The organism is Bacillus sp. FSL K6-1218, from assembly GCF_038006445.1.
Classification (GTDB): domain Bacteria; phylum Bacillota; class Bacilli; order Bacillales; family Bacillaceae_G; genus Bacillus_A; species Bacillus_A thuringiensis_S.
Genome location: NZ_JBBOVE010000002.1, coordinates 70,917 through 85,187, shown reverse-complemented (window position 1 = coordinate 85,187; position 14,271 = coordinate 70,917). Strand labels below are relative to the sequence as shown.

Sequence of the window (14,271 nt, the reverse complement as noted above, 5' to 3'; positions counted from 1 at the left end):
TATATGATGGCTATATAACCTTTAAGTTGAAATGTTGTCTGAATAATCTACATAATCGTTGTTTTTTTACACGTTTTACTGTGAATCATTGAAATTCTCTTTACTTGTCTTTAATTATATAAAACTGCTTCTATTTGTAAAATCAATACTTTACAATACAATTCCAATTTTTAAAAGTTTTTTATGCTCAAATTCAGTTACTGTTACATTTTTAACATCTATATTTTTGATTCAAAAAGTTGTAAACCCGAGTGGTAAATATGTTGATGTAAGTCCTTGGATATCTTATTCTTCAGTTTTCCATTCCCTAAATCTTCTTCATCAACAATAATAGTTTTTGGGGCGATTCGATTTGTTAGCTTAATAATTATGGGGCTTTCCTCTAAAAGAACCAAAGCAAACAATAAAAGCGCTTGCATAATTAAAAATCCGAGTTATAATACTTGTATACAAGTATACTTGATTAACATGAGGTGAATTTATGGCGAAATCAATGGAATTTCTTTATCCTGAAAAATGGCTTTCAAAAGCTTCTACAGGTGATCGTGTTGCGAGCGAACTGAGAATGCGCATTATTGCAGGTGAAATTGAAAGCGGTACCATCCTGTCGGAAAATAAATTAGCTGCCGATTTTTCTGTAAGTCGGTCACCTGTTCGTGAAGCATTAAAAGTACTAGCTTCTGAAAATATTATTCGCTTAGAAAGAATGGGCGCAGTTGTCATTGGTTTAACCGAGAAAGAAATCGAAGAAATATATGATGTTCGTTTACTTATAGAAAAGTTTATCTTTGAGCGACTTGTAAAGATGGACACAAATGATTTAGTAAGAGAACTAAATAAAATAATGGAAATGATGAAAATCGCCATTAAATATCATGATTCTGATGAGTTTTCTTATCAAGATCTCTTATTCCATGAAACGATTATTCGAACCATTGAGCATTCCTACATCCTGATGATCTGGAATAATTTAAAGCCTGTTATGGAAAGCTTAATCCTTTTATCAATGCGTACTCGTTTCAAGGAAAAGTACGAAGACTTTGAACGGGTTATTAAAAATCATGAGCTTTATATAAAAGCAATCGAATCAAAAGATCGAGCCCTCATGATTGAGGCCTTACATCAAAACTTTGATGATGTTCAAGGGAAAGTTGAAGATTTCTGGATGTCACAACAAATGTTATCTAAAGGAGTAGAGCAAGGACATGAGTAGCTATATGTTAGGTATTGATATCGGTACAACAAGTACGAAAGCAGTTTTATTTACTGAAAAAGGCGAAGTCATTCAAACTGAGAATATTGGTTATCCACTTCGCACACCGGATATATCCACAGCGGAACAAGATCCAGAAGAGATTTTCCAAGCTGTTTTACAAGCAATATCAAATATAACGAAACAGCATTCAGATAAAAAACCATCGTTTATTTCATTTAGCAGTGCTATGCATAGTGTCATAGCTATGGATGAAAATGATCATCCGCTGACACCTTGTATCACTTGGGCAGATAATCGTAGTGAGGCATGGGCACATAAAATCAAAGATGAACTGAATGGCCATGAAGTTTATAGACGAACAGGAACACCTATTCACCCAATGTCACCATTAAGTAAAATTACATGGATTGTGAATGATCATCCGGAAATTGCTATTAGAACGAAAAAATATATTGGAATCAAAGAATATATCTTCAAACAATTCTTTGATCAATATGTTGTTGATCATTCCATCGCCTCGTGCATGGGTATGATGGACTTAAAAACACTAGATTGGGATGAGGAAGCTTTAAAAATTGCTGGTATAACACCAGCTCAATTATCTGAACTCGTACCAACCACCCAAATATTTAGCAACTGCAATCCAGATTTAGCCCAAAAGATTGGTATCGATTCACAAACACCGTTTGTCATTGGTGCCAGTGATGGGGTGCTTTCTAATCTAGGTGTAAATGCAATTCGGAAAGGGGAGATTGCTGTCACAATTGGGACAAGTGGTGCTATTCGGACCATCATTGACAAGCCACAAACAGATAAAAAAGGAAGAATATTTTGTTATGCCTTAACTGAAAAGCATTGGGTAATTGGTGGACCGGTAAACAATGGCGGAATGGTCCTTCGTTGGATTCGTGATGAACTTGCTTCATCAGAAGTAGAAACTGCGAAAAGACTAGGAATTGATCCATACGATGTATTAACTAAAATAGCTGAACGCGTGAGACCTGGTGCAGACGGATTAATATTCCATCCATACCTCGCAGGTGAACGTGCACCATTATGGAATCCAGATGTACGTGGCTCCTTCTTCGGTTTAACAATGTCACATAAGAAGGAACATATGATTCGTGCAGCTTTAGAAGGCGTTATATATAATTTATACACTGTATTCTTAGCGTTAACCGAATGCATGGATGGTCCTGTAACCCGTATTCAAGCAACAGGCGGCTTCGCAAGGTCTGACGTTTGGCGACAGATGATGTCCGATATTTTCGCATCTGAAGTCGTTGTTCCAAAGAGCTACGAAAGCTCTTGTCTAGGTGCATGTATATTAGGTCTCTATGCTACAGGAAAAATTGATTCTTTTGAAATCGTTTCCGAAATGGTTGGCAATACCTACAAACATACACCGAAAGAAGATGCAACAAAAGAATACAGACAATTACTGCCGATATTTATTAACCTATCAAGGGCGCTAGAAGATGATTATACACGAATTGCAAATTATCAAAGAAATTTAGTAAAGTAAAACTTTCATCAGTAATCCCCCACGCCTCGTTTCTATCTAAATCTCGAGATGGGGGGCCTTACTGCCCACGAATAGCGGGATAAATACAAATACAGCTAAGATTAGGGGGGAACTACGATGCCATTAGTCATTGTAGCAATTGGGATTTTAGCATTACTTTTACTGATTATGCGCTTTAAATTAAATACCTTTATTTCATTAATCATTGTATCGGTCGGGGTTGCTTTAGCACTTGGAATGCCACCAGAAAAAATTTTTAAAACCATTGAAGCGGGATTAGGGGGAACACTTGGTCATTTAGCACTCGTTTTTGGACTTGGTGCGATGTTAGGTAAGTTGCTTTCAGATTCTGGAGGCGCACAACGCATTGCCATGACCCTTGTGAAAAAATTTGGTGAAAAGAACATTCAATGGGCTGTTGTGACTGCCTCATTTATTATCGGGATTGCATTATTTTTTGAAGTAGGATTAGTATTATTAATTCCGATTGTATTTGCGATTTCAAGAGAATTAAAAGTTTCTATCTTATATCTCGGTATTTCAATGGCAGCAGCTTTATCTGTAACACACGGATTTTTACCGCCACACCCAGGACCAACTGCTATCGCTGGTGAATTGCATGCAAACATCGGTGAAGTATTACTTTACGGTTTTATGATAGCGGTTCCAACGGTTGTGTTGGCTGGACCTGTATTTACTAAACTTGCAAAAAAACTAGTACCTGATGCGTTCACAAAAACCGGTAATATCAAATCTTTAGGTGAGCAGAAAGTATTTACACTTGAAGAAACTCCTGGCTTTGGAATCAGTGTTTTTACCGCTTTACTGCCTGTTCTTTTAATGGCAGTCGCTACAATTATTACTTTGCTGCAAAAAACAATGGGATTCAAAGATAATAGTTTACTAGCAACGATCGAGTTTATTGGGAATGCGGATACTGCCATGTTGATATCCTTACTAGTTGCAATCTATACAATGGGATTGGCAAGAAATATTCCAATCAAAAATGTGATGGAATCTTGTACAACAGCGATCTCGAATATTGGGATGATGCTCTTAATTATTGGTGGAGGCGGCGCTTTCAAACAAGTATTAATTGATGGCGGCGTTGGTAACTATGTAGCCGAATTATTCAAAGGAACTTCATTATCACCGATCTTGCTCGCATGGATTATCGCTGCCATCTTACGTATTTCATTGGGGTCTGCTACGGTTGCTGCATTAACAACTGTCGGTTTAGTGATTCCGATGTTAGGTCAATCTGATGTTAACCTTGCTTTAGTTGTCCTTGCAACAGGGGCTGGTAGTTTAATTGCTTCACACGTAAACGATGCTGGTTTCTGGATGTTCAAAGAGTACTTTGGTTTAAGCATGAAAGAAACATTTGCAACATGGACTTTACTTGAGACTATCGTTTCTGTAGCTGGATTAGGATTTACTTTATTATTAAGTTTATTTGTATAGATCTTTCTAAACAATACAAGGGATACGGAAGCTGTTTAATGTGATTTTCCATAATTAACCGGTTATTTTTCATGATTGATTAATAAGGATGAAAATTTCTCTTTATTTTTTAACTTGATAGTGATGCGCCGTGTCCCTATAACCTTTTGCACAAATACTGGTGGAGCCTATTGAAATGAAAAAGATTGATTATTTGATTAAAGTGTTATTTTAGGTATATATACTATAATACAGAGTAACATACATGGAAAGGAACGATGGAATATGGAAAAGTTACAAATTGGAGTTGTTGGTGTGGGTGTTATGGGAAAAAGCCTCGCACTTAACTTTGAGAGCAAAGGGTATTCTGTTGCCCTATATGATATTTCAAAGGAAAAAGTTGATGAAATCATTGAGGAAAACCGTGGTAAAAACTTAGTTGGTACTCATATAGTTGAAGAGTTTGTTAACTCACTTGAATCACCAAGAAAGATTTTATTAATGGTTAATGCAGGGGAAATTACAGATAAGGCAATTGATTCTCTAGTCCCTCACCTCGATAAAGGTGATATTTTAATTGACGGTGGTAATACATACTTTGTCGATACAATCCGCCGAAACAAACGTCTTGCCGAAGAAGGAATCAATTTCATCGGTGCAGGTGTGTCAGGCGGCGAAGAGGGTGCATTGAAGGGACCATCTATTATGCCAGGCGGACAGAAGGATGCATACGAAAAAGTAAAGGAGATGCTTGAAAACATCTCTGCAAAAGTGAATAACGAGCCTTGCTGTTCTTATATCGGACCTAATGGGGCAGGCCACTATGTTAAGATGGTTCACAACGGTATTGAGTATGGAGATATGCAATTAATTTGTGAAGCATATTTCTTCTTGAAACAAACACTTGATTTGACTGCAGAAGAGTTCCATGAAATATTTGCTGAATGGAATAAAGGTGAACTGAACAGCTATCTAATTGAGATTACAGCCGATATCTTCAAGAAGAAAGATGAAGAAACTGGTAAGCCATTAGTGGATGTTATTCTTGATACTGCAGGACAAAAGGGTACAGGGAAATGGACAAGCCAAAGCGCACTTGATTTAGGTATCTCTCTCCCTATTATCACAGAATCTGTATTTGCACGTTGCATTTCTGCTTTAAAAGAAGAGCGAGTGAACGCAAGCAAAGTTTTATCTGGTCCTAAAGATAAAACAGCAATTGGAGTTGAAAAAGCTGAATTAATTGAAGCAGTGCGCCAAGCTTTATATATGAGTAAAATTTGTTCTTATGCACAAGGATTCACGCAATTGAAGGCAGCTTCTGATGAATATGATTGGAACCTTGATTTTGGCAGCATTTCTATGCTTTGGAGAGGCGGATGTATTATCCGTGCTGCCTTTTTACAGAACATTAAAGAGGCTTATGAAACAAACACTGACCTACCGAACCTTTTACTTGATCCATACTTTAAAGAAATTGTAGAGTCATATCAAGGTGGATTACGCCAAATTATCTCAATGGCGGTACAACAGGGCATTCCGATACCTGCATTTTCAGCAGCAATTTCTTATTATGACAGCTATCGTACTGCCAAACTACCTGCCAACTTGTTACAAGCGCAGCGCGATTATTTTGGAGCGCATACGTATAAACGAGTAGATAAAGAAGGTACATTCCATACAAAATGGATATAAAATAAGAAATGGACTAAGATTAAATTCTTAGTCCATTTTTCATCCCACAATTCGCAGGCTATAAGACTCCCACTGATGGAAGTTCCACTTTAAACGAATGACTGAATCAAAATGCGTTTATTTTTCCCATTTAGATGAAAAACCACATAACCTTTAAGGCGAAATGTTATCTGAATAATCCGCACAATCGTTGATTTTTACTCCTTTTATTTTGGATTATTTAAATCCTCTTTACTTGTCTTTAATTATATAAAACTGCTTCTATTTGTAAAATCACTAATTTACAATACAATTTCAATTTTTAAAAGTAAATTAGTTAAACACACTGATTTTTTGCTTAACGCCTAGATAACTTGTTACTCTAAGTCACAACTTAAATACCCCAGCTGCTTCTTATTTAAAATTACATAGCCTTATCATGGCTATATACTCTTATTTGAAACTATATAGCTTTATCGGGGCCATAAGCTCTTATTTAAAACTGCATAGCCTTATCACGGCTATTACTTCTTACTTGAAACTGCATAGCCTTATCATGGCTATAGGCTCTTATTTGAAACTATATAGCTTTATCGGGGCTATAGGCTCTTATTTGAAACTATATAGCTTTATCGGGGCTATAGGCCCTTATTTGAAACTGCATAGCCTTATCACGGCTATTACTTCTTACTTGAAACTATATAGCCTTATCACGGCTATTACTTCTTACTTGAAACTCCATAGCCTTATCATGGCTATAAGCTCTTATTTGAAACTATATAGCTTTATCGGGGCTATAGGCCCTTATTTGAAACTGCATAGCCTTATCACGGCTATAAGCTCTTATTTGAAACTATATAGCTTTATCGGGGCTATAGGCCCTTATTTGAAACTGCATAGCCTTATCGCGGCTATTACTTCTTACTTGAAACTATATAGCCTTATCACGGCTATTACTTCTTACTTGAAACTGCATAGCCTTATCGCGGCTATTACTTCTTACTTGAAACTATATAGCCTTATCACGGCTATTACTTCTTACTTGAAACTCCATAGCCTTATCGCGGCTATTACTTCTTACTTGAAACTATATAGCCTTATCACGGCTATTACTTCTTACTTGAAACTCCATAGCCTTATCATGGCTATAAGCTCTTATTTGAAACTATATAGCTTTATCGGGGCTATAGGCCCTTATTTGAAACTGCATAGCCTTATCACGGCTATAAGCTCTTATTTGAAACTATATAGCTTTATCGGGGCTATAGGCCCTTATTTGAAACTGCATAGCCTTATCACGGCTATTACTTCTTACTTGAAACTCCATAGCCTTATCGCGGCTATTACTTCTTACTTGAAACTATATAGCCTTATCACGGCTATTACTTCTTACTTGAAACTCCATAGCCTTATCGCGGCTATTACTTCTTACTTGAAACTGTATAGCCTTATCACGGCTATTACTTCTTACTTATAATAATGAATAGCTATATTGTGGTTATAATTTCGTAATTTATGAAACGTTATAGCTATATGATGGCTACAACTTTTAAAAAATGAAACGAGAATATCCTGAAAATCATTCGACTAAAAAAAATTTATTCTATGTAATTTACTAATAAACGTTGATATAAAGCCATTTCATTAAATATGAAAGAAAACGCAATAAAATTATTATAGCTATATGATGGCTACAACTTTAACTTTAAAACTTCAAACAAATCTATATATACCAAGGGTTAAAGCAGCTTTCAATAAAATATAACTTGTTTTAAAAACATGAAACGTTATAGCTATATGACGGCAGGAAACATGAAACGAAATGAAACGTTTATAGCGGTATGATGGCTGTAACTTTTCATTTAAAAACAGTTATAACTCCCTATATATCAGTATTTATAAGAAATCTATAACAATTTCTTAGTCAATCCAAAACATGAAACGTTATAGCTATATGATGGCTACAACTTTAAAACGAAATTAGCGTAAAACCCTATAAAATCAATGGTTTAGTAAGATTCACCCCACAACATACTACGTTTCATATTCAAAAAACTTCATAGCCCTATGGTGGCAATAAACTTTTTTTTATGAAACGTCCAATCCCTTGTCCCCCAAGGGATTGGGGCACGTTTCATTTTTTTATTTTTCCTCTTAAAGGGACAGATTTCACCAGCATTCGATTTGATATAATCAAAAATGAAATTCTATATCTAATTGTGGGGAAAACTGCAACTTAACATAAAAGGAGGTGAAAAAGATGGCAAAACCTTTCGTTATAAAGAACAAGCGTAGTTTGAATGGTGAAACAACAACACCGGTAATTGTAACAATTAAATCGTGGCAAAAGTTAGTAGAAGCTTTGGAAGGTAAGTATTACAGTTTTAAAGATACCTATCTAGAAGACATTGTGAATTCAATGTCCTATGAAGAACGAATTGCAGATGAAGAGGGATTTGTTGAACAAGCAAAGCCATCTTTTTCACTGAAAATGAAAAAGATTGTAGATAAAGTAAGTGGATTTGATAAAAATGAGGGCAGAAAACATAAGCTATATGGTATTACAAATGCTGATTTAGAAGTATTTCTATTTCTTCATAAAAAATGTAATACATATGGTGAGCTTTCACATGTATCGATCCATATGCTTTGGGAAGATTATAAAAATTATAAAGAAGCATTTGCACATATTCACCACTCGCAATTTTATGTGGCTTTGAAGAAGTTAAGTTTCCATAACATCATTACAATTGAAAATGAGTACAGTGGTAAATATAAAATCACCTTAACTGACTTCATGAATAAAGAAACGAATAAAGCAAATGCATATACATTTATTAGCCCGATAGTATTTACCAAAGAATTCTTTGAGTTATCCATTGCAGCTAAGAAACTATTCATGGATGTAGCAATGCAGCAGAAACGCGAAACTACCCTGAAACGTTCTTTATTTAAAGTTGATGAGCAAGGTAATTCAACTCACTTTGGTGGAATGTATCGTTACTTACATAAGAAATACCCGCATCAGATTCGTGCTGTACTTGAGGAACTAGAAACAAAACTATCTGCTACCGAATCTCCTTTATTTAAAATTTGCAAGTTAGCAAAAGGGAAGAAGAATAAAAAGCAATATACAACATTGCATTTATCTGTACATCCTAATTTCTTATGCGCAAAAGAAGAAGGAGCAGAATACCGTGACCCATTTACACCACGAGATACATATAAGCGTAAAGCTAAATTCATAGAAAACTTGTTAGTAGAAATGAATATTGCTGAATTTGCAAAGGATATGAACCAATTCATTAACGTTTTAAAACACTCTTGTCATCGTCAAATTCGCCAAGTAGTTCGTGGCTTACGTGAAATGATTGATCGACAAGAAGGATATCCGAAAAAGCTTGTTTATACACTAAGTAAATTATTAAAGCAATCTTCTCAATACCGTGTATTAGATACAGCTGCTAAAACTGGTATTTATCCTTTAATTACACACCATGTACCTAAACATGAACAAGAAGAGGCCATTTTTAAATTTGGTACTCATTTTGCTATATACTCTTTACGTAATGTTCAAAAGCTATTCCGTAACGCGCATGACCTGCTTCATGCGAAATATGCTGTACCTGTAACCTTAGATGCTTACCATCGTAATTACATGCAGTATCAAGAGGAATCACTATTTAGAAAATACGCTTATGAACAAGGCGTAAATATTAACGCATATACAGCGTTAGAAATTGAAATTCGCGAACTATTAAAGTCTAGTGGGTATAAAGGAAATCAAATCCCTAGCGATATTCGTGAACTGTTCATTGAAAAAATTGATAGATTACCGAAGGAAAAGATTCGTGTAATTGAAGTCCCTGAAGACTTTAATTTAATTCAGTTTCTACAGTCCTTAGAAGCATATTACCGTTCAACAAGTGAAGTACCACATACGGTTGATCAACTGCTTCCAGCAATGTAATGATACAGCTCTCTATTTTTGAAAAAAGCAAAAGTGGAGGGCTATTCGTGTTGGAGATAACATGTGAAGAGTATTACTTCAAACAAAACAGAGAGTAAGTTTTCAATTTTAATGATTACAACTCTCTATTTTTTATGCAATTACATACAGTGCATGTGAAAAAAAATGAGATATTCACATTTTTTAATTTGTTTATTCTGAATTATCAATCCAATTACGTCGTTTAATCTACAAAAAAGCGAAAATATTTTTTAGTATTCTGTTGATATCTTAATAATTTTAGCCTGATGTGTATAATATAAAGCCTTAAGTACTGTTCTTATCATGTTTTACCTCTAAATCTACTTAAAATCAGAAAAACATCTGTTAATTCTGTTTAAAAAGTAGATTATGTTCCTAACTTTGCCCCCTTTGTTAATAAATTGTGGGTAGTTTTTTATAAATGTGGAAATTTTGTTCATAAGTCATCGAAATTAACATTTATTATTTATTCAGTTACCTGTATAAATTTAATGATGATTATATGTAGTTTATATATATCTACTTTACGATATTTTGTAGTTTTAAATCATCATCCAGCTCATTAAGTACGTTCCCAGTATTTACTTTTTATGATTTTTTACGGCTAGAGAAATTATGAACCCTTATTACAGCAATGTTTAAACACGATTTTTTCTCTGTATAAAAGTTTTATCTTTTTTCTTTATATATATTAAAGATATATATTATATTAGGTTTTAATATTGTGTAATCCTTACTATAGAGAATCGTTCCTGTGTATAATCAATTTCATTATTTTATTTCTCTTAGATTAGATAGTTGATTAGTGAAAATTACAATGAAGTTTGTAATCTCCTAACCATAAAAAATAATCAGTTCGATTTATCGAGCTGATTATTACATCCAGAAATCCTCAAAGTCTACGCTGTAACCTTTTCTTTTTAAGGCCCTAATTAGTTTTTGGCCGTTCCCTAATGAAGGCTTAAATGTATTTGAACGAGAAATACGACTAATTGTATTTTGATTTACTCCACTCCATTCCTTTAATTCGGTTTGAGTAATATTATTCTTTCTTAAAAATTTACCAAACTTTGATAATGGTTTCCCCAAGCCAAACATTGTGAACACTCCTATCCGTAAATCTCCTATTAATCACATCTTTACCAAAGCATGATTTTTTTAAACAAAAGTGTTAATAATGTACAAGCCCCACGTAATATGATGTATCAAGGTAGCCACTATGGTATATAGCAAACTTATTACCAAATTAGATGCGAAATCAACTAGCCTTTGTACTAGCAAAGTTTCTACCAAGTTAACAGTCAAGATAATGCTATCAAGGTAATAGGCATATAAACCCTATATTTTAACTAGTTTTTTCATTTTGTTTATAGAGGGGGACATTTAAATGCGTAATAGGAAGGAAACAATTTCTTTTCGTGAATGTATGAATCAACCATACGAAGAGAAAGAAAAGAAAAATCATAAATACAATTCATTTAGTCCTTTCGCATTCCTTCATGTATCGGATCAGGTACTACATACTTACATTGCATTAGGAGTAATGGGAACGGTTTTAATAGGGGCAGTCATGTTAGAAAGATATTTAGTGCGGCATGACCATATATCGGCAGCTAAATTTATAAGTGAAGGTATTTATTACGGCATGCGGATAGGTGGAATTTGTTTGATTGGATATGTATTTTTTCGCATCCTAATCATGTTTTAGGGGGAAGTATATGAGAATGATAAAGAATTGGCTTCATATAAAAAGGTTAAGGAATCAACTTATAGAGGTATTTGGAAAAGCGGGTCTATATACGGAACATCAAACACGTGGGGGGAAATTTCCTATTTATCCAAAGATATATAATATATCTTCTTCAGCAGAAAGCGTGAGATATGTATTTACCATACCAAACGGATTAGATCCACAGAAGATTGAAAAGAAGTGGTTTTGTTTTCAACAAATATTAGGACGGAATATTACGATTGAAGGGGATGTGAAAAAGTTTGTCCTACATGTATTTCATTCGAATGCTGGGCTAAATCCGTATACTTATTGTTATAGAGAATGGCAGCCACAATTAAAAGGTTACGATTTACCTGTTGTGGTCGGCAGGGACCAATACGGAAAAATAATTGCGTATGACATGATTGGTTCCAATTCACCGCACTTATTAATCGCAGGAGAAACGGGAAGCGGGAAAAGTAGTATGGTACGTGTTGTGCTATCCACACTCATTCAATATATGTCTCCTAATACGTTGCATTTGTATCTTGGTGATTTAAAAAACTCTGAATTTCATTTTTTACGTAAAGTCAAGCATGTAAAAGAAGTTTGTATGGAGGAAATCGAAATGAAAATAATGCTTCAAAAGTTATGGAAGGAAATCAGGGAACGAAGAAAACTTATGGAAAAATATGAAGTTGATCATATTAATGCGTACAACAAATTAAATCCAAATCATCAAAAGCCATATATCCTACTTGCTATTGATGAAGTGGCTATGCTTAAAGATGAAAAAGAGTGCATGACTACGATTGAAAAGATTTCAGCAGTCGGGCGATCACTGGGGGTTTTTCTTTTGCTTAGTATGCAGAGGCCAGATGCCAAGGTGTTAGATGGTAAGTTAAAACTTAATATGACTGTAAGAATGGGCTTTAAATGTGATAGTGCGATTAATAGTAATATTATGGGGACTCCTGGTTCAGAGCATTTAGAGCAATCTGGACAAATGATTTTTAAACGAAATGGATTAAAGAAAGTGCAAGCTCCTTATTTGGAATTAAGTAAGGCGAAACAAATTGTTGAACCATACCGAATGTCTAAAGAGGAGAAGATACTCAAGAACTCATCGCAAGAAGAAATTCCGTTATTTGGGGTGTTAGATGATGAAGAGTAGAGATAAAGGAATTCTGAATGATTTGAAGCAATTTAGATGCATGTCCCGAGACGATATTATTGATTTGCACTTTCAAGGCTTAAAGAATGCGATAACCTGCTGTAATACGGTTATGAAAAGATTAAGAAGAGATGGCTATGTTGATGCTAACGTATTACAGCACCCATACATTTATTTTCCGCAACCCAGTACTATCAGAAAAACTAGTCAAAAAATTCCTCATTTCCTTGGTATTGTGGACGTATACAAACAACTTGTTCATTATGAAAATCCTAAGTTATTCAAAGTGGAACCAAAGTATGGGAAGGAATATATGGAGCCGGATGCTTTTACTATATGGCGTAGGTCGCCATTCTTTATTGAAGTTCAAAAGTCGGTGTACAGTAAAAAGATAATGCAAGATAAGATAAACAGATATGAGTTATACTTCCATAGTCAAGAATGGCATAATGAATCTTGGCAACCGAAAACTTCTAAATTCTTTCCTTCAATTCTTATCATTACCGACAAATATTACGACGTTCAATCTCCTTATTTCCGTATATTCCAGGCGAATTCTATAGTGAGTTTTATGAATAATTTAGTAGTGAAATCATAAAGAAAGCCTGCATAGTGCAGAGCTTTTTTTCTTTCAATAATGTATTAAGTCATGTGTGATGATCGTTAAAAGGCAATAAATGCGAAGGGTGAATTTGAAGCAAGTTATGAAATAGTAAAAAAATGAAGAAAGTAATTGTTTAAATAATTTTTAATGGTTAAGCGAATATCTCATTTAGAAACATTGATATAGGTAATCTTGTTATCTTTCGAAAATGTAATGTTGACGTAATGTTTTTGAATTTCTCTTCAAACGAACACAGATTAAGATTACAGTATCATAGAAAATCAATGAGGTGAACAATATGAAAAAATATTTGGCACTTTTAAGCCTCTTAGTTGTATTTGCAAGTCTACTAGTTGGGTGTGATATCAATCGTATGGGTAAGGATGAATATTATGTTCAAATTACAACGGATGGAAAAGAGGGAGTTTCAAAATCTATGGATGATAAAGTGATGGGAAAGGAGTATGAATATACATTATCGGGTTTTGATAAGGAAGGTAAAGAAAAAGAGTTAGAATTTAAGGCACAAAAGAATCTTCGTAAAGAAGCATTCATACGTGTATATCACTCAGAGAAAAAAGGTGTAACAGCTTGGGAGGAAGTGCAGGAAGACGAGCTTCCTAAGAAAGCAAAAGAAAAACTAGGTGTGAAATAATTAGTTATTTGTGATGGTGGATTCTCCTACGTGGAGGGTTCGCCTTTTTTTATTATATTTTATGTTGTAGCTTTTTATATAAAACATATTGAAAAGATAGGGTAAATCTTCTGGAATGATATATCCAAAATTAATAACTTGTACGATAACCTCTCAATTATCACTAAATCCATTCATATCAACAAGTTGTCCCACCTATTACTTTGTACCAATATCTTTTAAAGTACGCTAAAAAATGCCCTTTATCTTATCTTTATCTTATCTTTACCTTATCTTTA

Annotated in this window: 10 protein-coding genes and 1 pseudogene; 9 read left to right on the top strand and 2 right to left on the bottom strand. The window is 34.4% G+C overall.

Annotated elements, in window-relative coordinates:
- Positions 1 to 481 precede the first annotated feature (481 nt).
- The 5 genes from gntR (at position 482) to MHI26_RS28635 (ending at position 9,828) form a co-directional block, all read left to right on the top strand.
- A complete protein-coding gene (gntR, locus tag MHI26_RS28655) occupies positions 482 to 1,213 on the top strand; it encodes a gluconate operon transcriptional repressor GntR (RefSeq protein WP_061667515.1) in 732 nt (243 codons plus the stop codon).
- Positions 1,206 to 2,741: a gluconokinase gene (gene gntK, locus MHI26_RS28650; protein WP_061667514.1), complete on the top strand. Its 1,536-nt coding sequence runs from the start codon at positions 1,206 to 1,208 to the stop codon at positions 2,739 to 2,741. The genes gntR and gntK overlap by 8 nt, the downstream gene beginning before the upstream one ends.
- A gap of 117 nt (positions 2,742 to 2,858) precedes the next feature.
- Entirely contained in the window at positions 2,859 to 4,205 is a 1,347-nt protein-coding gene (gene gntP / locus MHI26_RS28645) for a gluconate permease GntP (protein ID WP_061667513.1), read from the top strand.
- Positions 4,206 to 4,469: 264 nt separating this feature from the next.
- The gene (gndA, locus tag MHI26_RS28640) at positions 4,470 to 5,879 is read left to right on the top strand and encodes an NADP-dependent phosphogluconate dehydrogenase (RefSeq protein ID WP_061667512.1); all 1,410 of its coding nucleotides are present in this window, start codon (positions 4,470 to 4,472) and stop codon (positions 5,877 to 5,879) included.
- A gap of 2,239 nt (positions 5,880 to 8,118) precedes the next feature.
- A complete protein-coding gene (locus MHI26_RS28635; RefSeq protein ID WP_061668077.1) occupies positions 8,119 to 9,828 on the top strand; it encodes a hypothetical protein in 1,710 nt (569 codons plus the stop codon).
- Positions 9,829 to 10,725: 897 nt separating this feature from the next.
- Here the strand turns inward: MHI26_RS28635 and MHI26_RS28630 are convergent.
- On the bottom strand, positions 10,726 to 10,947 hold the full coding sequence (locus MHI26_RS28630) for a helix-turn-helix domain-containing protein (protein ID WP_061668076.1): 222 nt from the start codon (positions 10,945 to 10,947) through the stop codon (positions 10,726 to 10,728).
- A gap of 289 nt (positions 10,948 to 11,236) precedes the next feature.
- Here MHI26_RS28630 and MHI26_RS28625 point away from each other — a divergent pair, with 289 nt between their 5' ends.
- The 4 genes from MHI26_RS28625 to MHI26_RS28610 all read left to right on the top strand — a co-directional run bounded on the left by MHI26_RS28625 (position 11,237) and on the right by MHI26_RS28610 (position 13,993).
- Positions 11,237 to 11,557, top strand: coding sequence for a hypothetical protein (locus MHI26_RS28625; RefSeq protein WP_061668075.1), 321 nt, complete (start codon positions 11,237 to 11,239; stop codon positions 11,555 to 11,557).
- Between the two features lie 10 nt (positions 11,558 to 11,567).
- Entirely contained in the window at positions 11,568 to 12,734 is a 1,167-nt protein-coding gene (locus MHI26_RS28620) for an FtsK/SpoIIIE domain-containing protein (protein WP_061668074.1), read from the top strand.
- Between the two features lie 22 nt (positions 12,735 to 12,756).
- Positions 12,757 to 13,332, top strand: coding sequence for a replication-relaxation family protein (locus MHI26_RS28615; RefSeq protein WP_061668078.1), 576 nt, complete (start codon positions 12,757 to 12,759; stop codon positions 13,330 to 13,332).
- 304 nt (positions 13,333 to 13,636) lie between these two features.
- Positions 13,637 to 13,993, top strand: coding sequence for a YxeA family protein (locus tag MHI26_RS28610; protein WP_061668073.1), 357 nt, complete (start codon positions 13,637 to 13,639; stop codon positions 13,991 to 13,993).
- 78 nt (positions 13,994 to 14,071) lie between these two features.
- Here the strand turns inward: MHI26_RS28610 and MHI26_RS28605 are convergent.
- Positions 14,072 to 14,185 (bottom strand): annotated as a pseudogene (locus tag MHI26_RS28605) (vancomycin resistance histidine kinase VanS); the annotation flags it as partial.
- Positions 14,186 to 14,271 lie beyond the last annotated feature (86 nt).